Source organism: Mycolicibacter senuensis, assembly GCF_002101885.1.
In the GTDB taxonomy this organism is placed as follows: domain Bacteria; phylum Actinomycetota; class Actinomycetes; order Mycobacteriales; family Mycobacteriaceae; genus Mycobacterium; species Mycobacterium senuense.
Window position 1 is genome coordinate 108,364 of the sequence record NZ_LQPS01000036.1, and the last position, 22,430, is coordinate 130,793.

Annotated in this window: 20 protein-coding genes; 15 read left to right on the forward strand and 5 right to left on the reverse strand. The window is 69.0% G+C overall.

Annotated features, from left to right (window positions below):
* Nucleotides 1-11 precede the first annotated feature (11 nt).
* Genes AWC24_RS11035 through AWC24_RS11045 form a run of 3 tightly spaced genes read left to right on the forward strand, consistent with a single transcriptional unit; the run spans nt 12 to nt 4,387 of the window.
* Nucleotides 12-1,640: a glutamate synthase-related protein gene (locus tag AWC24_RS11035; protein ID WP_085084820.1), complete on the forward strand. Its 1,629-nt coding sequence runs from the start codon at nt 12-14 to the stop codon at nt 1,638-1,640.
* A complete protein-coding gene (locus AWC24_RS11040; RefSeq protein ID WP_085084822.1) occupies nt 1,637-3,616 on the forward strand; it encodes a thiamine pyrophosphate-dependent enzyme in 1,980 nt (659 codons plus the stop codon). The genes AWC24_RS11035 and AWC24_RS11040 overlap by 4 nt, the downstream gene beginning before the upstream one ends.
* A gap of 27 nt (nt 3,617-3,643) precedes the next feature.
* Nucleotides 3,644-4,387: an SDR family NAD(P)-dependent oxidoreductase gene (locus AWC24_RS11045; RefSeq protein ID WP_085084824.1), complete on the forward strand. Its 744-nt coding sequence runs from the start codon at nt 3,644-3,646 to the stop codon at nt 4,385-4,387.
* A 142-nt stretch (nt 4,388-4,529) separates the two neighbouring features.
* Here AWC24_RS11045 and AWC24_RS22455 read toward each other — a convergent pair whose 3' ends face one another.
* From AWC24_RS22455 to AWC24_RS11060, 3 genes are all read right to left on the reverse strand, one after another.
* Nucleotides 4,530-4,811 carry a hypothetical protein gene (locus AWC24_RS22455; RefSeq protein WP_163705536.1) on the reverse strand — a complete coding sequence of 94 codons (282 nt, stop codon included), beginning with the start codon at nt 4,809-4,811 and terminating at the stop codon, nt 4,530-4,532.
* Nucleotides 4,812-4,966: 155 nt separating this feature from the next.
* Nucleotides 4,967-6,112, reverse strand: a complete 1,146-nt coding sequence (locus AWC24_RS11055) for an LLM class flavin-dependent oxidoreductase (protein ID WP_085084826.1) — start codon at nt 6,110-6,112, stop codon at nt 4,967-4,969.
* Between the two features lie 45 nt (nt 6,113-6,157).
* Entirely contained in the window at nt 6,158-7,123 is a 966-nt protein-coding gene (locus tag AWC24_RS11060) for an o-succinylbenzoate synthase (RefSeq protein ID WP_085084828.1), read from the reverse strand.
* A 19-nt stretch (nt 7,124-7,142) separates the two neighbouring features.
* On the opposite strand from AWC24_RS11060, the gene AWC24_RS11065 reads away from it, so the two are divergent.
* From AWC24_RS11065 to menE, 10 genes are all read left to right on the forward strand, one after another.
* Nucleotides 7,143-8,222, forward strand: coding sequence for an alpha/beta fold hydrolase (locus AWC24_RS11065; RefSeq protein WP_085084830.1), 1,080 nt, complete (start codon nt 7,143-7,145; stop codon nt 8,220-8,222).
* 18 nt (nt 8,223-8,240) lie between these two features.
* Nucleotides 8,241-9,710, forward strand: a complete 1,470-nt coding sequence (locus tag AWC24_RS11070; RefSeq protein WP_133055718.1) for a wax ester/triacylglycerol synthase family O-acyltransferase — start codon at nt 8,241-8,243, stop codon at nt 9,708-9,710.
* A 77-nt stretch (nt 9,711-9,787) separates the two neighbouring features.
* Nucleotides 9,788-11,392: a fatty-acid--CoA ligase FadD8 gene (gene fadD8 / locus AWC24_RS11075; protein WP_085084834.1), complete on the forward strand. Its 1,605-nt coding sequence runs from the start codon at nt 9,788-9,790 to the stop codon at nt 11,390-11,392.
* Between the two features lie 35 nt (nt 11,393-11,427).
* Nucleotides 11,428-12,342: a 1,4-dihydroxy-2-naphthoyl-CoA synthase gene (locus AWC24_RS11080; protein ID WP_085084836.1), complete on the forward strand. Its 915-nt coding sequence runs from the start codon at nt 11,428-11,430 to the stop codon at nt 12,340-12,342.
* Between the two features lie 97 nt (nt 12,343-12,439).
* Nucleotides 12,440-13,324: an SDR family oxidoreductase gene (locus tag AWC24_RS11085; protein ID WP_085084838.1), complete on the forward strand. Its 885-nt coding sequence runs from the start codon at nt 12,440-12,442 to the stop codon at nt 13,322-13,324.
* Nucleotides 13,325-13,327: 3 nt separating this feature from the next.
* Nucleotides 13,328-13,738: a VOC family protein gene (locus tag AWC24_RS11090; protein WP_085084840.1), complete on the forward strand. Its 411-nt coding sequence runs from the start codon at nt 13,328-13,330 to the stop codon at nt 13,736-13,738.
* A 106-nt stretch (nt 13,739-13,844) separates the two neighbouring features.
* Nucleotides 13,845-15,143, forward strand: a complete 1,299-nt coding sequence (locus AWC24_RS11095; protein ID WP_085084842.1) for an inorganic phosphate transporter — start codon at nt 13,845-13,847, stop codon at nt 15,141-15,143.
* Nucleotides 15,140-15,424, forward strand: coding sequence for a hypothetical protein (locus tag AWC24_RS11100; protein ID WP_085084844.1), 285 nt, complete (start codon nt 15,140-15,142; stop codon nt 15,422-15,424). Before AWC24_RS11095 ends, AWC24_RS11100 begins: the two co-directional genes overlap by 4 nt.
* A 117-nt stretch (nt 15,425-15,541) precedes the next feature.
* The gene (locus AWC24_RS11105; RefSeq protein WP_085084846.1) at nt 15,542-15,844 is read left to right on the forward strand and encodes a DUF3349 domain-containing protein; all 303 of its coding nucleotides are present in this window, start codon (nt 15,542-15,544) and stop codon (nt 15,842-15,844) included.
* Between the two features lie 44 nt (nt 15,845-15,888).
* The gene (gene menE, locus AWC24_RS11110) at nt 15,889-16,983 is read left to right on the forward strand and encodes an o-succinylbenzoate--CoA ligase (protein WP_207568316.1); all 1,095 of its coding nucleotides are present in this window, start codon (nt 15,889-15,891) and stop codon (nt 16,981-16,983) included.
* Nucleotides 16,984-17,000: 17 nt separating this feature from the next.
* On the opposite strand, the gene AWC24_RS23015 is transcribed toward menE, so the two are convergent.
* On the reverse strand, nt 17,001-19,160 hold the full coding sequence (locus AWC24_RS23015; protein ID WP_085084850.1) for a DUF7159 family protein: 2,160 nt from the start codon (nt 19,158-19,160) through the stop codon (nt 17,001-17,003).
* 120 nt (nt 19,161-19,280) lie between these two features.
* Between AWC24_RS23015 and AWC24_RS11120 the strand changes: the two genes are divergently transcribed.
* Nucleotides 19,281-20,762, forward strand: coding sequence for a DUF7937 domain-containing protein (locus tag AWC24_RS11120; protein ID WP_085084852.1), 1,482 nt, complete (start codon nt 19,281-19,283; stop codon nt 20,760-20,762).
* Here the strand turns inward: AWC24_RS11120 and AWC24_RS11125 are convergent.
* Nucleotides 20,726-21,502, reverse strand: a complete 777-nt coding sequence (locus AWC24_RS11125) for an S-methyl-5'-thioadenosine phosphorylase (RefSeq protein WP_085084854.1) — start codon at nt 21,500-21,502, stop codon at nt 20,726-20,728. The two genes, AWC24_RS11120 and AWC24_RS11125, sit on opposite strands and share 37 nt — an antisense overlap.
* A 32-nt stretch (nt 21,503-21,534) precedes the next feature.
* On the opposite strand from AWC24_RS11125, the gene AWC24_RS11130 reads away from it, so the two are divergent.
* Nucleotides 21,535-22,416, forward strand: a complete 882-nt coding sequence (locus AWC24_RS11130; protein WP_085084856.1) for a 1,4-dihydroxy-2-naphthoate polyprenyltransferase — start codon at nt 21,535-21,537, stop codon at nt 22,414-22,416.
* The last annotated feature ends 14 nt before the right edge of the window (nt 22,417-22,430 follow it).

The window sequence follows — 22,430 nt, forward strand, 5'->3', positions numbered from 1 at the left end:
CAGCCACGATCATGACGCCCGAGTCGACAACCGGCCTGCGAGTGGCATCGCTTTCAGACCTGGCTGAGGGCGAGCCATTCGCCGCGAAAGTGTCCGGCGTGGACCTTGTCCTGATCCTCCGCGGCAACGACGTCTCCGCGCTTTACGGGCGCTGCGCACATCGCGGGGCCCTCATGTCCGATGGGCATATCGACGGAAACGATCTGGTGTGCACGGTTCACGGCTGGCGCTACGCGGCTGACACCGGCGTCTCACCGGTCAACCCATCGGTCGCCCTGACGAAGTTCCCCGCCTGGGTATCCGATGATTCGGTATACGTCGACGAGTCCACGGTGACCGCCTTCGCCGACACCAATCCGCAGAACTATGACGACGACGGCTACCAGGGCACTTGGATCAAGCCGACGGACACCGCCGAGGAACCCTTCATCACCGCGATCCACGAGTTCGCCGCGCACGGACTGAGCAGGGTCGGCGACCACGGGCCGACGGCAGCGATGGGAGTTCCGCGCAACGAGCTGCCCTCGTGGGATTCGATCCAGCTTGTCACCGCGCAACTCGCACGACCGCCACTGCTTGACGACGAGCCGGTGAGCACCGAGACCGTGATCGGCCCGGGCGCCAAGCGGCCACTGACTCTCGACATCCCGATCTTCGTCAGTGACATGAGCTTCGGTGCCCTGTCCGAAGAGGCCAAGACAGCATTGGCGGCGGGAGCCGAGCTTGCCGGCACGGGAATCTGCTCGGGCGAGGGAGGCATGCTGCCCGAGGAGCAGCACCAGAATTCGAGGTACTTCTACGAATTGGCCTCCGGGCGCTTCGGATGGAGCTTTGACCACCTGCGCAAGGTGCAGGCCTTCCACTTCAAGGGCGGGCAAGGCGCAAAGACCGGCACCGGCGGCCACCTTCCCGGGGAGAAGGTCGTGGGGAAGATCGCCGAGGTGCGGAATTTGCCGGCCGGCACGGCGGCGATCTCTCCGGCACGGTTCCCGGAGTGGACATCGCTGGACCAGTTCAAAGACTTCGCAACGCAGGTTCGCGAGGCCTCCGGCGGTATCCCGATCGGATACAAGATGAGCGCACAACACATCGAACGCGATATCGACGCCGCACTCGAGATCGGCGTCGACTACATCATCCTCGACGGCCGTGGCGGCGGGACCGGTGCTGCCCCAACGATTTTCCGCGACAATATCTCCGTGCCGACCATCCCGGCGTTGGCGAGGGCGCGGCGGCACCTGGACCGGTCCCAGGCAAGCCTGGTCACCCTCGCTGTCACAGGGGGAATCCGTACCCCGGCGGACATGGTCAAAGCTCTGAGCCTGGGAGCCGACGCGATCGGGATTTCCAACGCCGCGCTACAGGCCATCGGCTGCGTCGGGATGCGCGCCTGCCACACCAATACCTGCCCGGTCGGCATCGCCACCCAAGACCCCCGACTGCGGGCCCGGCTGCCCGTGCAACGTGCCGCCGAACGATTGAACCGGTACCTGCGTTCGGTGGTGGAACTGATGGTGCTGCTCGCCCGGGCCTGCGGGCACCGGCGCCTCGCCGACTTCCAACTCGAAGACCTCGTGACATTCGACCGCGACTTCGCCTACCTCAGCGGGGTCCCCTACGCAGGAGTGAAACCACTGTGACTGTTGAGAAGAACCCGCCCGCTGAGACCGATGACCAGCGACGGGACGTGCACTGGCACAAGGTCGCCGATCCCGACGGGCTTGACGAGGGCGAAGTCACGTCCTGCCCGGCCGGGCGCAAGACCGTCGCCCTGACCAAGCTGCACGGCCGGTACGGTGCTATCGACAACCGCTGCCCGCATCAAGGCGGACCGCTCGGGCAAGGAACGGTGGAGAACGACCAAATCCGTTGTCCATGGCACGGTTTCGATTTCGACCCCTTCACCGGGAAGGCCGCAGGCGGACCTGATTTCGATGTCCCCACCTATCCGGTCGAAGCCCGCGACGATGGCGTCTACGTCGGGATTCCCGAACCCAGCCCACGCAATCGGACGATCAGCGACGTGCTGGTCGAGACGATGGCCAATTGGGGCGTGGACACGGTTTTCGGCATGGTCGGTCATTCGAACCTCGGCATTGCCGAGGCATTGCACCGTGCTGAAACCGCTGGGAAAATCCGGTATTTCGGCATCCGACATGAAGGGGCAGCGGCGTTCGCCGCCGCAGCCTATGGGAAACTCACCGGCCGGCCCGCGGCATGCTTCGGTATCGCCGGCCCGGGTTCGACAAACCTGTTGACCGGGCTCTACGACGCGAAATCCGACCGTGCCCCGGTGCTCGCGCTATCCGGAAACGTCGACTCGTCGGTGGCCGGCAAGGGCGCCTTTCAAGACATCGACCTGCTTGCGGCTTTCGCCGACGTTGCCGTCTATTCGACGATGGTGCGGGCCAACTCCGATCACGCGGAGTTGATGACGCTGGCGCTCAAACACGCGATCCTGCAGCGCGGTGTCGGCCACCTGGTCGTGCCGGACGAAGTGCAGGTGATCGAGGCCCCCAACGTTCGGTCCTCAGGGCCTCAGGGCCGGATGCCGGACCTTCGGGTGGCGCCCCCCGCGGTACCGCTCGTGCAGGCTCTTGACGCGATTGAAGCCGCGACCCGACCGGTGATCGTCGTCGGTGCCGGCGCGAAGTTCGACATGGTGGCCGTTGTCGCGCTCGCCGAACGTCTGAACGCGCCGGTGTTGACCACGTTCAAGGCCAAGGGGCAGATCTCCGACACACATCCCTTGGCCTGCGGTGTGCTGGGCCGTTCCGGCACACCTGTCGCCTCGTGGATGATGAACAAGGCCGATCTGCTGCTGGTGTTCGGCGCGTCCTTCTCCAATCACACCGGCATCTCCCCGTACAAGCCAACCGTCCAGGTCGATACCGACCCGCTGGCCCTTGGTCGATTCGTCCCCGTGACGGTTCCGGTGCTCGGCGACGTGGGGGTAACCGCCTCCGCTTTGTGGGAGCGAGTGCGCCCCCACCCGGCACTGGCCGATCAGCGTCCAGAAATCGCTCAACGATGGTCGGTGTGGCGGGCGGAAAAGACCCGTCGAGCCACGAAGGACCCCGATGCGGGGGTGGCTCCCGCGACGATCTTTCAAGAGCTCAACCGCCTTGTTCCGGCGAACGCCGTCCTCGCCGTTGACGTGGGCAACCATGCGTACTCGTTCGGTCGATATTTCGAGACCAAAGAGCAGGCTGTCCTGATGTCGGGATATCTGGGCTCAATCGGCTTCGGATACCCCGCCGCGATGGGCGCCTGGGCCGCCGCCCCCGACCGGCCGATTGTCGCCGTCACCGGCGACGGGGGGTTCGGACAATACCTCGCCGAGGTCACCACCGCGGTCAAGTACGGCATGAATATCACCCATATCCTGCTCAACAACGCCGAACTCGCCAAGATCAGCCAGGAGCAGCAGTCCTCCGAATACGAGGTCTGGCAGACATCGCTGCACAACCCCGACTTCGCCGCTTACGCGCGGAGCTGCGGCGCCTACGGCAGACGGGTCACCGATCCGGCGGAGTTGAATTCAGCCATCGCAGAAGCCCTCAACCACCCCGGGCCGGCAGTAGTCGAGATTCTGACCGATCCGAGTGCCCACTAGTGGACGCAACACCGACTGGAGGTTCGTATGTCGTTCTTGGCAGGTAGGACTGCACTGGTCACGGGAGCAACGTCGGGCATAGGCCTGGCCGGGGCGCGCGCTCTCGCGAAAGAGGGAGCCTACGTCTTCCTGGTGGGACGTCGCGAAGACGCCCTCGAAGAGGCAGTCGCCGCCATCGGCACCGGCCAGGCCAGCTACATTCCAGCCGACGTGACCAAGCCTGCTGATCTCGGCCGCGTCGCATCCACCATCGAGGCCACCGGACGCAAACTCGACATCGTCTTCGCCAATGCGGGTATCGCCGAGATCGCGGCCCTGGAAGACATCACCTGGGAGCACTACGCCAAGACGTTCAACACCAACGTCGGCGGGATCATCTTCACGGTGCAGTCTGTCCTTCCGCTGCTCAACCAAGGCGCATCGGTCATCCTGTGCGGTTCCGCCGGTGACGTGAAGGCGTCTCCCGGCACGAGCGTCTACGCCGCTTCCAAGACCGCAATCCGGTCCCTCGCCCGCAGTTGGGCCGCGGAACTCGTCGACCGGAAGATCCGCGTCAACGTCGTCGCTCCGGGGCTTACAGAGACACCTGGCCTGGCCGACCTCTTCGCCGGGTCCGACGACGCACTGGCGGCGGTGACCTCCACAGTGCCGATGAAGCGCCGTGCGCAGCCGGAGGAGATCGGCAGCGCGGTCACCTTCCTCGCCTCCGACGGCAGCTCCTTCATGACCGGCTCGGAGGTCTACGTCGATGGTGGCGCCAGCCAATTCTGATGCCCACCGACACGTCCGCTGCGGCGGGAGTACCGGGGACTCCCACCCTGGCGGAGGACCTGCTGCTCCTGCTGTTTCAACCCGACTCCGGAATGATCGCGGGCGAGACCACCATCTTCTCCGTGTTGGGCGCAGCCATGCTTCAGCCTTGGTTGAAGGCCAAAACGGGCGTCGATCCGGGCTCCTCAAGGATGTTCGCAACGTCCTCGTCGACTACACCGAGCCGACGCCCAGGGTCGCCGCCCTGGCGGCATTGGTCTGGGGCAGCGGCGCGCTCCCCGATTTCGACCCGGTGATCGGCGTGGAACCCGTCAGTTATCGCTCGCGCAAGGGAACTCGACCGCGGCAATTGGGGCGCCGCGGCTGCCGGCGAAGCGGTGACCCGCACGATGACCGCAATCATCGTCAACAGTGTGATCGTCACCGCCGCTGTGCACCCACCGCAGTGACGAATTCGGCCATCCGATTCGCAGACCATCACCGCCGGCCCACCCCGTGCGATGTCCCGCTCACGATCCAGTCCGACGGCTGTCACGATCGCGAACGGGATCGACGCGCGGCTGCCCAGCGTCTGACCTGTCAGAGCTTCTTGAGTCCCCGCACGATCCGGTAGAACGGCACGGTAGCGGCCAATCCGTTACGCAGACTGCGTTGCAGCCCACTGAAGTTCGCCAGCACCAGGTAGCGAACCCCGCAGTCGCGCCACTGCGCCACCTGATCGATGACCTCGCGAGGGGTACCGACCAGAGCCGTGCCTCGTAACAGTTCCGGGGAGATGCCCTTGATGTGGGACAGTGCGGTCTGCTCGTCCCAATCCTGCGGCAAAATATCCTGCCCGCCGGCGAAACCGACACCCAACGGGTGCTGCGCGCCGTGTTGGGCGAAGAACTCGTCGTTGGCGTTGAGCGCCCACGCCCTGACCATCTCCGATTCCAGTGCCTCGTCCACCTGGGCTGCGCTGCGACCGGTCACCACCCCTATCCACAGCGCCGGGACGATGGCGAGCGGATCGCGTCCGGCATCGGAGGCCGCGGCACGAACGACGTCCAGACGCTCGGCATACTCGTGGGGTTGGTGCGGCGAGGCCGGCAAGAAGCCGTCGGCGTAGCGGCCCACCGCACGCAGCATGCGCGGACCGTGCGCGGCAATCCAGATCGGCGGCCACTTACCGCGGTAGGGCGGCAGGTCGAACAGGGCGTTGCGCAACGGGAAGTAGGGGGAATCCCGGTTGACCAGTGCCCCATAGGAATCCCACAACGCCCTGATGGTGGCCATCGCCTCTTCGAACCGGGCGACCGGCTTGGACCAGTCCACCCCGTAGGGCTCATTGCCCTCCCGCTCGCCGGTGCCGATACCGAGGATGGCCCGGCCCCGGGTGAGCAGGTGCAGGGTTGCCGCGGCTTGGGCGGTGACTGCCGGATTGCGCCGGCCGGCGTCGGTCACCGAGGTGCCCAGCCGCAGCCGGGCCACGCGGTTGCGGGCGGCGATGTGCCCGAGCATGGTCCACGGCTCCAGGTAGGCGTCCACCGACGGCATGATCTTGGTCAGGCCGACGTATTTGGGCTGCCACAGCGCCCGCGGGAACAGCGCGTTGAGATGGTCGGGCACCCAGAGCGAGTCGACTTGGCCGGCCACCGCGCTCAGGTAGTTGACCCTGGTGATGGTGTCGACGGCCGGGCGCGCGGCCATGGCGGGATCTTGAACACCCACACCGAATCCGGCCATTGGCGCACTGTGCCCCGACGGCGCCGGCCTGCCAAGAGTAAGCGCCTACCCTAAATGCGGGTAGCAGGCCCGGATCCGCTCGATCCACCACTGCTGCCGCTGCGGTGAGGCGGCCAGGGCGTGCAGCCGGGCCGGGTCCGGGGTCACCGGCTGCACCGGCAGGTAACCGTCGGTCGGTGGCTGGGCGGGATCGGTCACATCCTCGACGAACAGCGACCCGGTGCCGAGCCCGCAGGCGTGCGGTAGCTCCGGCAGTGCCGCCGCGGCGTGCAGACCGGCGGCGATGCCGACCGCGGAGTCGATGGCGCTGGAGATCACCACCGGGATACCGATCTGGCCGGCGATCTGCAGCAGCGCCGAAATGCCGCCCAGCGGTGCGACTTTGAGCACGGCGATGTCGGCGGCGCCGGCTCTCGCGACGGCCAGCGGGTCGTCAGCTTTGCGGATGCTCTCATCGGCGGCCACCGGAATGTCGATGCGGCGCCGCAGTTCTGCGAGTTCGGCGATGGTGGCGCACGGTTGTTCGAGATATTCCAGCGGGCCGGTGGCGGTCAGTGCGCGCGCCGCCTGCACGGCCTGCTCGACGCTCCAGCCGCCGTTGGCGTCGACCCGCACGGTCGGAATCAGGGCGCGGACGGCCTCGACCCGGGCGAGGTCGTCGGCCAAGGTCTGGCTGGGTTCGGCGACCTTCACCTTGGCGGTGTCGGCGCCGGGAAACCGGGCCAGCACCTCGGGCACCCGCTCGGCGTCGACGGCGGGCACCGTGGCGTTGATCGGGATGCGGTCGCGGCTCGCCGGCGGCGGCGGCTGGTAGGCGCCCTCGATGGCAGCGGCCAGCCAGTGCGCCGCCTCGGGCGGCTGATACTCGGGGAAGGCGCCGAACTCGCCCCAGCCCGCCGGGCCGTGGATCAACGCAAGCTCGCGAACGGTGATGCCGCGAAACCGCACCCGCATCGGCAGGGCGACGACATGCACGCGGTCCAGCAGATCCTGCAGCGAAGGTTGCGGCATACCGGTAGGTTCTCAGATCATGCGGACGGGCGCGGAACCGTCGGTCGGCCTCGGTGTGGCCGCCGCCCTCGACGCGCTGGTCGCCGCCCCGATACCGCTGCTGTCATCGCTCGGTTCGCCGGAGCACTACGCGACGGCTTCGGCCGAACTCGATGCCGCCGCCGGCTACTACCGCGACGCCGGCTGGCTCGACGATCCGCGACGCCGGCACCGCAGCCCCACCGAGCCCGCCCACCTGCAGATCGCCCGCCTGCCAGGCCGGCAACAGGGGATCGAGGTCGCCTGGTTCGACAGCGGGTGGCGGCCCGAGACCGGCGAGCCCGGCGCCGGGCGCTGGCGCTCGCTGCGCGCCAACGAACGCGTACCGGTCCGGCTGCTGCGCCACCCCGGCGGCCCCCGGCCCTGGCTCATCGCGGTTCATGGGCAGAGTATGGGACGACCGAGCGACATCAAGATGCTGCGCGTGCGCCGGCTGCATCAGCAACTCGGCATCAACGTTGCGCTCCCGGTGCTCCCGCTGCATGGCTTGCGCGCCGACGGATTCTCCCCCGCACGGCAGTTCGCCTCCAACGTGTTCGCCACGAACAACGTGCTGGGGCTCACCCAGGCGGTGTGGGACATCCGCCGGCTGCTGGGATGGCTGCGCAACGTCCAACAGGCACCCGCGGTCGGCGTGCTCGGCGTGTCCCTGGGCGCCTACGTCAGCAGCCTGCTGTCGACGCTCGAGGGCGAGCTGGCCAGCCTGATCGCGGTCGTGCCGACGAGCGACCTGGCCGCCTCGATGCGCGAGGCGGCGCCGGTCACACCCGCGAAAAGACGGTGGCACCGCCGGATACATGACCATCGCTCAGCGCTGGTGCACCGGGTCGTCTCCCCGCTTGCGGCGCCCTGCCTCGTTCCCCACCAGCGGCGCCACATCGTGGCCGGCCAGGTCGACCGGATCGCCCCGCCGCGCGGTGCTGCCCAACTCTGGCGGCACTGGGACGAGCCCTCGATCGCATGGCGGCCGCGCGGTCACGTCACCGCATGGCGCGGGGCGGACTACGACGACCACATCGCCTCGGTCCTGGCCGCCGATGGGCTACGACACAGGCCGTGAGGAACCGGAGGAGAGACGTTGCGCCAACTGTCCAGCGCTGATTGGACGATGGTTTCACTCGACAGTGCGGCCGCCCACAACACCATCGGCATCGTCGGCATCTACGACCCTTCAACACGCAATGGGCCCCGCAAGGGGTCGCGTCGTGGGCCAGTCAGCTACGAAGAGGTGCTGGCCTACGTCGAGGCCCACCTGCACGTCGCCGAGAGCTTCCGGGAGCGGCTCGTCCATGTGCCGTTCGGCGCCGATCGGCCGTGGTGGATCCGGGACGGCGCGTTCGACCTCGAGTACCACGTACGGCACATCGCGCTGCCCCGGCCCGGAAGCTGGCGGCAGCTGTGCACCCAGATCGCCCGTATCCACGCCCGGCCGCTCGATCTGGCTCGGCCGCCCTGGGAGCTGTACCTGATCGACGGGCTGGACGGCGTCGGCCACGTGCCCAAGGGCGCCTTCGCGGTGTTCCTGCGGGTGCATCACGCCGCCATCGATGGTGTCGCCGGCGCCGAGATACTCACCGCGCTGCACACCCACGAGCCCGACGGGGAACCGCCGCCGGCACCCGAGGGCTACCACTGGGAACCCGACGCCGTCCCGTCCGACGTCGCACTGCTGAGCCGGGCCGCGCTGCACGGCGTCAGTTGGCCCTTCGGCGTGCTGGGGCAGGTCGGCAAGGTAGCGCGCCAGGTGCCGATGCTGCTGTCCGACAACCGCGACCCCGACCTCACCTCGCCCGCGTCGCTGCCGCAGGCGACCCGCTTCAACCAGGTGGTGTCACCCCATCGCGTGTTCGGCACCGCCTACACCACGCTCGACGTCCTCAAGGAGATCCGCACGGCCCTGCCGGACGCCAAGATCAACGACGTCGGCCTGGCCGTCGTCGGCGGAGCCATCCGCCGCTACCTGCTCGACAAGGACGAGTTGCCCGACGAGGCGATGGTGGCGATGATGCCGATCTCGATCCGGCCGACCAACACCCGCACCCACGGCGACGCCGCCGGGACCAGCGGCAACGAGTACTCGGTGGCGCCCATCACGATGGCCACCGACGAGACCGACCCGCTGCGGCGGCTGGCGCGCATCGTGACCTCGACCGCGCACGTCAAGGAAGCCGGCGCCCACCCCGTCCGCACGCTCATCGAGATGTCGGAGGAGGCGCTCGGCGGACTGATGGGCACGGTGCAGCGGGCGGCGGTGCGCGCGCTGAGCCGGCGCGGGCGCGCCGTGGCCGCCCACACCCTGGTGAGCAACGTCCCCGGACCGTTGACGCCGATGTACTTCTGCGGAGCGCAGATGGTCGACACCACCGGCCTCGGCCCGGTCCTCGACGGCATGGGCCTCAACAACGGGATCGGTAGCTACGGCAACCGCGTGACCTTCTGCTTCACCGCCGACCGCGCCGCCCTCCCCGACCCCGAGGTTTACGAACAGTGCCTGCGCGACGCCGTCGACGAGCTGCTCGCCGCGGCGCGCGCCCGCACCGGCAGTTGAGGCCCGGCGAGATCGGCGCGCCAGCGGTTGCGGTGGGCGCGGCCCGGACGATTTGCAACACGTTCTAGTCTGGCCAGATGGACGACCACCAACCGTTGCGCAACCCCGTTCACATGGGCCACCTGCTGGCCGGCGCGCTCAAACGCCACCGCGACACCCCGGTGCTGTTCCTCGGCGATACCACGCTGACCGGCGGCCAGTTGGCCGACAAGATCAGCCAGTACATCCAGGCCTTCGAGGCGCTGGGCGCCGGAACCGGCACTGCGGTCGGGTTGCTGTCGCTGAACCGCCCCGAGGTGTTGATGATCATCGGCGCCGGGCAGACCATGGGTTACCGGCGTACCGCCCTGCACCCGCTGGGTTCGCTGGACGACCACGCCTACGTGCTCGCCGACGCCGGGATCTCCACGCTGATCATCGACCCCAACCCGGCGTTCGTCGAACGCGCGGTGGGCCTGCTGGAGAAGGTCGAGTCGCTGACCCAGATCCTGACCATCGGACCGGTCCCCGACGCACTGGCCGACGTGGCCAGCGACCTGTCCGCCGAGGCGGCGAAGTACCCGGTGCGCCCGCTGGTGGCCGCCGATCTGGCCCCGGATCACATCGGCGGCCTGACCTACACCGGCGGGACGACCGGGAAGCCCAAGGGCGTGATCGGCACCGTGGAATCGATCACCACCATGACGCAGATTCAGCTCGCCGAATGGGAGTGGCCCGCCAATCCGAAGTTTCTGATGTGCACCCCGCTGTCGCACGCCGGGGCGGCGTTTTTCGCCCCGACGCTGATCAAGGGCGGCCAGATGGTGGTTGCAGCGAAGTTCGATCCCGCCGAGATCCTGAAAACCATTGAGGAACAGCGGATCACCGCGACGATGCTGGTTCCGTCGATGCTCTACGCGCTGATGGACCACCCGGATTCACGCACCCGGGACCTGTCGTCGTTGGAGACGGTGTACTACGGCGCGTCGGCGATCAACCCGGTGCGCCTCGCCGAGGCGATCGAGCGGTTCGGGCCGATCTTCGCCCAGTACTACGGACAGTCCGAAGCGCCGATGGTGATCACCTACCTGGCCAAGGGCGACCACGACGAGAAGCGGCTCACCTCCTGCGGACGCCCGACACTGTTCGCCCGCACCGCGCTGCTGGGCGCGGACGGCCAACCGGTGGCCCAGGGCGAGGTCGGCGAGATCTGCGTCGGCGGGCCCCTGCTGTCCGGCGGGTACTGGAACCTGCCCGAGGCGACCGCGGAGACGTTCCGGGACGGCTGGATGCACACCGGCGACATGGCCCGCGAGGACGAGGACGGGTTCTGGTTCATCGTCGACCGGGTCAAGGACATGATCGTCACCGGCGGCTTCAACGTGTTCCCCCGCGAAGTCGAAGACGTGGTGGCCGAGCACTCCTCGGTGGCGCAGGTGTGTGTGATCGGCGCCCCGGACGACAAGTGGGGTGAGGCGGTGACCGCGGTGGTGGTGTTGCGCGCCGAGGCGCCCCGCGACGACGACGCGATCGCGGCGATGACCGCCGAGATCCAGGACGCGGTCAAGGAACGCAAGGGCTCGGTGCAATCGCCCAAACGTGTGGTCGTGGTCGACGCCCTGCCGGTGACCGCGTTGGGCAAGCCGGACAAGAAGGCCGTCCGCGCCCAGTTCTGGCAGGGAACCGACCGCGCCATCGGGTAGCGGCTGATCCGGAGCGCCCCGGTACGGTCGCAGGCGTGAGCAGCAACCCTTTTGACGAGAGCATCTGGCGGCCCGTCTCGGAGTACGAACCCGGCTTCGCCGGCCTGACCGACATCACCTACCACCGGCACGTCACCGACGCCACGGTGCGGGTGGCGTTCGACCGCCCCGAGGTGCGCAACGCGTTTCGCCCGCACACCGTCGACGAGCTCTATCAGGTCCTCGATCACGCCCGGATGTCCCCGGATGTCGGGGTGGTGCTGCTGACCGGCAACGGCCCCTCACCCAAAGACGGCGGCTGGGCGTTCTGCTCCGGCGGCGATCAGCGCATCCGCGGCCGCAGCGGCTACCAGTACGCATCCGGGGAGACCGCGGACACCGTCGATGTGGCCCGAGCCGGACGACTGCACATCCTGGAGGTGCAGCGGCTGATCCGGTTCATGCCCAAGCCGGTGATCTGCCTGGTCAACGGCTGGGCCGCCGGCGGCGGGCACAGTCTGCACGTGGTGTGCGACCTGACCCTGGCCAGCCGCGAGCACGCGAAGTTCAAGCAGACCGACGCCGACGTCGGCAGCTTCGACGGCGGCTACGGCAGCGGATATCTGGCCCGCCAGGTCGGCCAGAAGTTCGCCCGGGAGATCTTCTTTCTGGGCCGGGCCTACACCGCCGAGCAGATGCACCACATGGGCGCGGTCAACGAGGTCGTCGACCACGCGGACCTGGAGGCCACCGGGGTGCAGTGGGCGCGCGAGATCAACGGCAAATCGCCTCAGGCGCAGCGCATGCTGAAGTTCGCGTTCAACCTGCTCGACGACGGCCTGGTGGGCCAGCAGCTGTTCGCCGGCGAGGCCACCCGGCTGGCCTACATGACCGACGAGGCCGTGGAGGGCCGGGATGCGTTCCTGGAGAAGCGCGACCCGGACTGGAGCGCCTTCCCGCGTTACTTCTGAGCTCCCGCGAGACTGTAGTTGGCGTGAAGAAGTGCGAGTGAGCGTCGCGGTAACTACAGGCTCGGGGCAAACAGTTCCCCGCATAGAGTGGCTATCCATGAGCAAAAGCCCGTTACGCCGCCTGACCGACCAGCTCACGCTCGCGACCATGCGTCCCCCGGTCGCCGCACAGCTGATGCACCGGCCCGGCGCCAAGCCGATCGACCTGAGCGGCAAACGGGTGCTCGTGACCGGCGCGTCGTCGGGAATCGGGGAAGCCGGCGCCGAACAGTTCGGGGCAGCGGGCGCCACCGTGATCGCGGTGGCTCGGCGCCAGGAGAACCTGGACGCGCTGGTCAAGCGGATCACCGACGCCGGTGGAACGGCCCACGCCATGGCCTGCGACCTGTCGGATCTGGACGCCGTCGACGCCCTGGTCAAAGACGTCGACGAGCGGTTCGACGGGGTGGACATCCTGGTCAACAACGCGGGGCGCTCCATCCGCCGGCCGCTGGCCGAATCCCTGGACCGCTGGCACGACGTGGAGCGGACCATGCAGCTCAACTACTACTCGCCGCTGCGGCTGATCCGCGGGCTCGCCCCGGCGATGCGGGTACGCGGCGACGGCCACATCATCAACGTCGCCACCTGGGGCGTCTTCACCGACTCCTCGCCACTGTTCGCGGTGTACAACGCCTCCAAGTCGGCGCTGAGCGCGGTGAGCCGGGTCATCGACAGCGAATGGTCCCGCGACGGCGTGCTGTCCACCACGCTGTACTACCCGCTGGTGAAGACCCCGATGATCGCGCCCACCGCGGCGTTCCAGGGCAAGCCGGGACTCACCGCTGAGGAAGCCGGCGCGTGGATGATCGACGCGGCCAGGTATCGCCCGATCCGCATCGCGCCGCGGCTGGCGCTGGCGTTTCGCGCCCTGGACAATCTCAACGCCGGTTGGGCCACCGCCATCGTCAAGCGGAACCGGATCGAGCCAGTAGAGGACTGACTGATGGAGATTTTGGCCAGCCGGGTGTTGCTCCGGCCCACCGACTATCAACGCTCACTGCGGTTCTACCGCGACGAGATCGGGCTGGCGATCGCCCGCGATTACGGCGCCGGGATGGTGTTCTACGCCGGACAGTCGCTGATCGAGCTGGCCGGCCACGGCGGCCCGGAACGTCCGGGGGCGTCGTTTCCCGGCGCGCTGTGGCTGCAGGTGCGCGACGTCGCCGCCACCCAGGCCGAACTGGAGGGCCGGGGCGTGCCGATCGCCCGCGAGGCACGCCGGGAGCCGTGGGGGCTGCATGAGATGCATGTCACCGACCCCGACGGCGTCACGCTGATTTTCGTGGAGGTGCCCGCGAATCACCCGCTGCGCCGCGACACCCGCCAGGACAAACGGACCCGATCCGAAGATTAACGGCAGGCAAACAATTCGAAACGTCTCGGAGTACACCCGCATTTCACCAGCGTGATCGTTAGACATCGACACCGGCGGCCGTCAGAATTGACATTGTGATTCTCTCGTGAGCCTTGATCTGTTCCTCCTGATCATCGTCGTGATCACGGCGCTCGGCTTCGACTTCACCAACGGGTTCCATGACACCGGCAACGCCATGGCGACGTCGATCGCCAGCGGTGCGCTCAAGCCCAAGGCCGCCGTCACCATGTCGGCCTGCCTGAACTTGATCGGCGCCTTCCTGTCGACCGCGGTCGCGGCGACCATCGCCAAGGGACTGGTGGACGCGCACCTGGTGACCCTGGAACTCGTTTTCGCCGGCCTGGTCGGCGGCATCGTGTGGAACCTGCTGACCTGGCTGCTGGGCATCCCGTCGAGTTCCTCGCATGCCCTGATCGGCGGCATCGTGGGCGCGATGATCGCCGCCGTCGGCACGCACGGGGTGATCTGGAGCGGCGTGGTATCCAAGGTGCTGGTTCCCGCCGTGGTGGCCACCGTGATCGCCACCTTGATCGCCTCCGTCGGCACCTGGCTGGTGTACCGCATCACCCGCAACGTGGACGAGACGAAATCCGAGAAGGTGTTCCAGCGCGGCCAGATCGGCTCGGCCGCGTTGGTGTCGTTGGCGCACGGCACCAACGACGCCCAGAAGACCATGGGCGTGATCTTCCTGGCCCTGATGTCCTACGGCGCGGTCAGCACGTCGGCGACGCTGCCGCCGCTGTGGGTGATCGTCAGCTGTGCGCTCGCGATGGCGGCCGGCACCTACACCGGGGGCTGGCGCATCATCCGCACCCTGGGCAAGGGCCTGGTCGAGATCAAGCCGCCGCAAGGCATGGCCGCCGAGTCGGCCGCCGCCTCGGTCATCTTGCTGTCCAGCCACTTCGGTTACTCGCTGTCCACCACTCAGGTCGCGACCGGGTCGGTGCTGGGCAGCGGCGTCGGTAAACCGGGCGCCGAGGTGCGCTGGAGTGTCGCCGGGCGGATGGTGTCGGCCTGGCTGGTGACGCTGCCGATGGCCGGCGGTGTGGGCGCCGGCGCGTACGGCATCGTGCACGGCATCGGCGGCTACCTCGGGATCGCCGTCGGCGTGACGCTGCTGATCACCGCGGTGCTGGCGATCTGGCTGCGGTCGCGCCGGGCACGCGTCGACCACCGCAACGTCAACGCCGAATGGGAGGGCAGCCTGACCGGCGGCCTGTCCGCGCCGGCCGCCCCCATACCGGCCGTCCAGCTACCGGACCCGGCGGATGGCCCGCTCGTCGAGCAGGCCCTGCGGTCGGCGTTCGAGACCGGCCCCGAGGCACCGCAGCTGACCATCGTTCCGACTGGCGAGGCCAGCACGCGCGAAACCGTGCGCTCATGAACGAGTGGTTCAACTACGCCGCCACCCTGAAAATCCTGGTCTTCGGGCTGCTGGTCGGCGCCGCGCTGCCCGCGCTGTTCGCGGTCGCGACCCGAATCAATGTCGCCGCCAACAACGGTGGTGTCGGCGGCGTCGGCGTCCGGCGCCCGCTGCTGATCGCGGTCAGCTGGACGATTTTCCTGTTGGTGCTGGTCGTGGCGGTCGTCGGGGTGCTGTTCGTCGCCCGCGACTTCCTGGGACATCACTTCGGCTGGTACTTGCTGGGAGCCGAGCCGAAGTAGTTCGGTTCGACTCGACGAGGCTGCGGCGGCCGACGTGCGCGCACCGGCGTTCCAGCTGAACACCCGTAATATCGGTGCCGACATGTCCGGGCGGCGACGCGGGAAGGTTGAGGCGGTATGACCAAGTTCCTCACCTCGATCGTCGCCTGGCTGCGCGCCGGATATCCCGACGGGGTCCCGCAGACCGACTACATCCCGCTGCTGGCACTTCTGTCACGGCGGCTGACCAACGACGAGGTCAAGACCGTCGCCGGCGAACTGATCGGCCGCGGCGAGTTCGACCACATCGACATCGGGGTGATGATCGCCCGGCTCACCAACGAACTGCCCGCCCAACAGGACGTGGACCGGGTGCGAGAGCGGTTGGCCGCCAAGGGCTGGCTGCTCGATGACGCCCCCAGCGGCGGAGGCACGCCATAGCCGTCCTGCGTGCGCTGGTCGTCCCCTCCGATGGCGCGGTGTCGATGCTGCTGCCCGCCCTGCAGGACGTTCTGGACGGGCACCGCGCCGCGCTGACGCCGGTCGCCGCCGACGGCGATCCCTCCGTCCTGGCCGCCCTGCGGGTGGGTGAGCCGGTCGACGACGATGTCGCATTGGTGGTGACGACGTCGGGGACCACCGGTGCGCCCAAAGGGGCACTGTTGACCGGCGCGGCGCTGCGAGCCAGCGCGGCAGCCACCGAGAACCGGTTGGGCGGCCCGGGCCGCTGGCTGCTGGCGTTACCGCCACACCACATCGCCGGAATCCAGGTCGTGGTGCGCAGCCTGCTGGCCGGTAGCACGCCGGTACAGATCGACGTCGCAACGGGTTTCGATGTCGAGCGGTTGCCGGCCGCGGTCGCCGAACTCGGGTCCGGCCGTCGCTACACCTCGCTGGTGGCCACCCAACTCGCCAAGGCGCTGGAGGCTCCCGCCGCGACGGCCGCGCTGGCCGAACTCGACGCGGTGCTGCTGGGCGGCGGCCCGGCGCCGCAACCGACTCTGGACGCCGCTGCGGCCGCAGGCGTGCAGGTGGTGCGCACCTACGGCATGAGCGAGACCGCCGGCGGCTGTGTCTATGACGGCGTGCCGCTGGACGGGGTGCGGGTGCGCATCGGCGACGACGGGCGGATCGCGCTCGGCGGACCGACGCTGGCCCGCGGTTACCGCAATCCCGCCGACCCGGACCCGTTCGCCGAGCCGGGCTGGTTCCACACCAATGACGTTGGGGTGCTGGATTCTTCGGGGTGCCTGAGTGTGCTCGGGCGCGCCGACGATGCGATCAGCACCGGGGGGCTGACCGTACTGCCCGGCCCGGTGGAGGCCGTGCTGTCGACCCACCCCGCCGTGGCCGACTGTGCGGTGTTCGGCATCCCCGACGATCGGCTGGGCCAGCGGGTGGTGGCCGCGGTGGTGGTGGCCGGCGCCGAGCCGCCGACACTGCCGGCGCTGCGCGCCCATATCGCGCAATCCCTGGACGCCACTGCGGCACCGCGGGAGTTGCACATCGTCGCCGCGTTGCCCCGACGCGGGATCGGAAAGCTGGACCGGAAATCGTTGGTGCAGCAGTACTCTCGTTGAGCTACGACTACGGAAGGTCAGTCACCGCCGCTTCCGCCGCCCGATCCACCACCGGACGAGCCGCCGCTCGAGCCACCGCCGGACGAACCACCGGAGGAGCCGCCGCTCGAGCCACCGGACGAGCCGCCGCTCGAGCCACCGGAGCTGCTGCCGGAGCCCCCGGAGCCACTACCACTCGACCCCGAGGAACCGGACCCGCCGCTGGAACTGCCTCCCGAACCACCAGAGCTGCTCCCCGAACCACCAGAGCTGCTCCCCGAACCACCAGAGCTGCTGCCGGAACCACCAGAGCTGCTGCCGGAACCACCGGAGCTGCTGCCGGAACTACCGGAGCCACTGGAGCTACCGCCCGAACCACTGGAACCACTACCCGAACCGCCCGGGGCGCTGCCGGAGCCACTGCTCCCCGAGCCACTGCCCGAACTGCCGGAACCACCCGAACTACTGCCGGAACCACCCGAACTACTGCCGGAGCCACCCGAACTACTGCCCGAGCCTTCACCACCGGACCCGGAACCACCAAGCCCGGAACCACCGGAACCGGTACCGCCCGAGTCAGTCCCGCCGGAGCCGCCGGAATCGCTGCCAGCTCCCCCCGTACCGGGCCCGCTTGATTCACCACCCGATCCGGTACCGCCCGATCCGGTACCGCCCGAACCGTTGCCATCCGACCCGCCAGAGCTGTCGCCAGAACCACCGGAATGTCCACCGGCTCCGCTGTCACCCGAGCCACCTGAGTCACTACCCGACCCGCCCGGGTTGCTGCCGGAGCCACCGTCGTCGCCCGTGCCGGTACCACCGGACTGGTCTCCACCGGAATCACTTCCGCCGGAACCACTGCCACCGGAATCACTGCCGTCGGAACCGGTGTCACCACCGGAGCCGGTCTTCCCGGACCCGCCATCTCCGCTGGAACCGGTACCCCCAGAACCGGTATCGCCACCGGAACCGGTCTCCCCGGACCCGCCATCTCCGCTGGAACCCGTGCCCCCGGAACCCGCATCCCCGCCGGAACCGGCACTCCCGCCGGAATCACCATTGCCGGTGTTAGCGCCACCGGACCCGATGCCTCCCCCGCCGGTGCCGCCGCCGTCGCGGCCCGAGCCACCCAGCCCGCCACGCCCACCATCAATGGGCCCGGGGATGATCGGAATCGGAATCGGGAACGGGATCAGCGCGGGACCTGACGGCGCGGGCACCACCGGGGGCGCGATCGGCGGCGGGATAACCGCAGCCGGCGGCACCGGATTCACGGGAGCAACAACAGGATTGGGAGCCGGAGCCCGCGGGGCCGGGATGGGCGGGGGCTTCGGGGCCGGCAGCGCGGGAATGAAGTTACCCGGCACCGGCTGCGGCTGCAGCGGCTGCGTCAGCACCGGAGGCTCCACCTGGGTGGCCGCGGCGGTCGGGCGGATACCGATGGTGACGGCCACCGCCAGCGCGGCGCACCCCGCCACCAGAATCCCGCCTACCGAACTGCCGATCAGCAGCGCCCGGCCGACCGGGGGCGGCAGCACCTCCGGCTCGTCGCCGCCACCGGATTCGTCGTATTCGGCGGCGTAGTCGTCGTAGTCGTCATAGTCGTCATAGCCCTCATCGTCGCCGTAGTCGTCCTGGTCGCTCTCGGCGTACTCCACCGGCAACAGTTCGGAGTCGTCATCGGTCATCGAGTACGCCAGCTGTTGTTCGGGCTCGGCGCCCGCCATCGCCGGTTCCGCCGTGGTGGCCGCCCCGCCCGCCGAGTCGATGTCGGCCACGGGGGCGGCCGTCGTCGGCGCACCCGCAGTCGCTGCCGGTGCGGCCATCGGCGCATCGCCGTCGGGCGCCGACAGCATCGTCGTTTCGCCGTCCTCGCCCGCCACATTGCGCGCCAACGCCACCGCCGACCGCGCCTGCGGTTGCTCGGAGACGTTCTCGACCCCGGCTTCGTCGAGCGCCCGGCGAAGCTGGGCCATCAACTCCGCATCCGACCAGCACAGCCGGGTGGCAGCCAGGCGATGACCTTCGTCGGCCAGCATGCGGTGCGTGCCGGTCACCGTATCTGCCAGCGTTGCGACCGGATCCTGTGTCAGGTCGAGCATCGACTCGTCGAGCACGGCATCGCCGTAGGCATCCGATTCCACCAGTGCCAAGCGGGCCAGCGCGCCGGTAACCGACACGCCCAGCGCGACATCCATCTGCGCGCCTCCTTCCGCCGCCGGCTTCAATCAGCCAGTTTAGCGGCGCGAGACGACAGTAAAGCGGTTCGATCCCCGCTGATCAGCGGTGCGCGGCCGGCGCGCGGTTAAGGTGAGCTGGTGATCGCCGAGTCGACCCGGCGCTGGAACATCGGCCGTGACGTGACCGCCGCGGTGCTGTTGTGCGTTGCGCCGGCGCTGCCGTGGAGTCTGTACTTCGGGGCCGGGATTCCCGCCAGCGATACCAGGTTGCTGGCCGTGCTCGCCGCGGTAACCGTGCTCGCGCTGGGGTCGGTGGCCGCGACCTATGCCGGCCCCTGGGGAATCCTGGGCGCGCACGCCGATCCCGCACTGGCCGGGCGGCTGCGCCGACTGCTCAGCGCGCCCTACCTGCTGCTGGTGTTGGGTGTGGTGGTCGCCGATGTGGTACAGACCGTCCAGTACGGCGGCACCTCCCGGCCGCCCGGCGGGGTTGGCCCGGGAGCCTGGCTGGGCGTCGCGGGTGCAGTGCTGGCCGGGCAGCCGGTGCTGGCCGGTCCCGTCCGGTACTGGCAGCGCGGCGCCCGCCTGCTGGGCGACGCCGCGATCGCCGGCGCCGCCTTGAGCGTGCTCTACAACCTGTACTGGCGGGTGCACTACGCCGTGCCCGATGTGCACTCGGCAAGCGACTTCGGCAGGCCGCACGCCGCCATCATCGCGACCGCCCTGGTGTACGGTGCGGTGGCCTGGATCACGGTGGCCATCGCATCACGGTGGATTCTGCGTCGCGACAAGGCATCACAACTCTGCGTCGTCCTGCTCGGGGGGGCCGCCCTGCTGGCCGGTGTACTGGTGTGGGTGTTGCCGGTGGGCCGTGTCATTGACGGCTTTCACGGCATCGCGCAGAATACCTCCACTGCGGGGGTGGGTTTCGAAGGTTACCTGGTGTGGGTGGCCGCGGCGGCGATCTTCGCGGTGGCGGCGGTGCGCGACGCATCGCCGGCAACCTGGCTGGGTGCGACACGTAATACGTTGCTGCTCATCGTCATCTGGTGTGTGGGGTCGGCGTTGATGCGTGTCAATGACCTCGTCGTCGCGGTAGCGTTGGATCTGCCGTATTCGCCGTATGACAGCGCGGCGATGGCGTCCTTCGACGTGGTGACCGCGGTGGTCGCGATCTGGTTGCGGATCAACCTGGCGAATCGGTCGATTCCGTCAGCCGCCCTGTGGTCGGTGGCCGCGGTGCTGTTCGGGTTCACGATCGCGCGCATCGTGGTCGGCGTCGGGCTGGCCCCGCGGCTGCCGGATTCGCAGCGGGCCGACGCCCTGGCACAGCCGGTGTACGGCAACGGCCTGGCCCAGCAGATCACCAGCACGTTCGATGTCATGCTGTGCGGGCTGGCGCTGTGTGCGCTGCTGGTCACGATCGTGGCGGGTCGATTCGCGCTGCCGGCCGATGACCGCCCCAAACCCGGGGAGCCCGGCACCCCGCGGATCTTCCGGTCTGCCGGATCCACGCGAAAGGTGCGCGCCGGCGGGCCGAAGATCTACCGGGGAGCTGACGATTCGGCCGGCGACGAGTCGGTTCAGGGCAGCTCGAACGGCAATTCAACGCCCTCGTAGGGCAGACAGTGCGTGCAGGTGCGCTCTTCGTCGACCTGTTCGATCCCCTGGTGCACCAGCTTTTTGAACGGCTCGATGTTCTTCTGGAACTCCGCGAAGACGTCGACCGCTTTCACGCCACTGCCGACGTCGATACCGGCGTCCAGATCGGTCACCAAAGCCACTGCGGCATAACACATCTCCAGCTCCCGAGCCAGCACGGCCTCGGGGTAGCCGGTCATGTTGATCAGCCGGAATCCCGCCGAGGCGAACCACTGACTCTCGGCGCGGGTGGAGAACCGGGGCCCCTGGATCACCACCATGGTGGCGCCGTCGACGACGTCGGGTAGGCCGGTCACCACCGAGCGCAGCGTCGGGCAGTACGGGTCGGCGAACTCGACGTGCACGCCGCCGTCGTCGAAATAGGTGTCGGCGCGGCCCCGGGTGCGGTCCACCAGCTGATCGGGCACCACCACCGATCCAGGGGGCAGCTCCGGGGTCAGACTGCCGACCGCGCAGGGCGCGAGGATCCGTCGCACCCCCAGCGTGCGCAGCGCCCACATGTTGGCGCGATACGGCACGGTGTGCGCCGAATACTCGTGCCGCCCGCCGTGCCGCGGCAGGAACGCGACCTCATGCCCGCCGACGGTGCCGATTGTGATCTCGGCGCTGGGCCTGCCGTAAGGCGTGTCGCACTGCACGCGGCGTGCGTCGTCACCGAAGAACGAATAGAACCCACTACCGCCGACCACGCCCAGCAAGTCAGCTCCTCCCGCGTGCAAGGATCGTGCCCATGTCTGAAAGGGCCAGCTTTGCACAGTGGATCGAAGGCGCCCGTCCCCGCACCCTGCCCAATGCGATCGCCCCGGTGGTCGCCGGAACCGGCGCGGCGGCCTGGCTGGGCGCCGCGGTGTGGTGGAAGGCGCTGCTGGCGCTGACGGTCGCGGTGGCGCTGATCATCGGGGTGAACTTCGCCAACGACTACTCCGACGGCGTGCGCGGCACCGACGATGACCGGACCGGCCCGCTGCGGCTGGTGGGCTCACGGTTGGCCACGCCGCGCGCGGTGCTGGCGGCGGCGATCACCGCGCTGTCGGTGGGCGCGCTGGCCGGGCTGGCTCTGGCGCTGGTCAGCGCGCCGTGGCTGCTGGCCGTCGGGGCGGCCTGTATCGCCGGGGCGTGGCTCTACACCGGCGGGGCACGGCCGTACGGCTATGCCGGGTTCGGCGAGATCGCGGTGTTCGTGTTCTTCGGCCTGGTCGCGGTGCTGGGCACCCAGTACACCCAGGCCATGCGGGTGGACTGGGTCGGGGTGGTGCTGGCGGTGGGTGTCGGCGCGCTGTCGTCGGCGGTGCTGGTGGCCAATAATCTGCGCGACATCGCCACCGACGAGCCCGCCGGCAAGATCACGCTGGCGGTACGCCTCGGCGATGCCCGCACCCGGGTGCTGTTTCAACTGCTGGTGGCGCTGGCCGGCGTGCTGACGTTCGCGCTGATGCGGGCCACGCCGTGGTGTGCGGCGGGCCTGATCGCCGCGCCGCTGGCGCTGCGGGCCATCGCCCCGGTGCGGTCCGGGCAGGGCGGCGTCGCGCTGATCCCGGTGCTGCGTGACACCGGGTTGGCGATGCTGGTGTGGGCGGTCGTGGAGGCGGTGGCGCTGTCCGTCCCCCATTGACCCCATTGACTGCG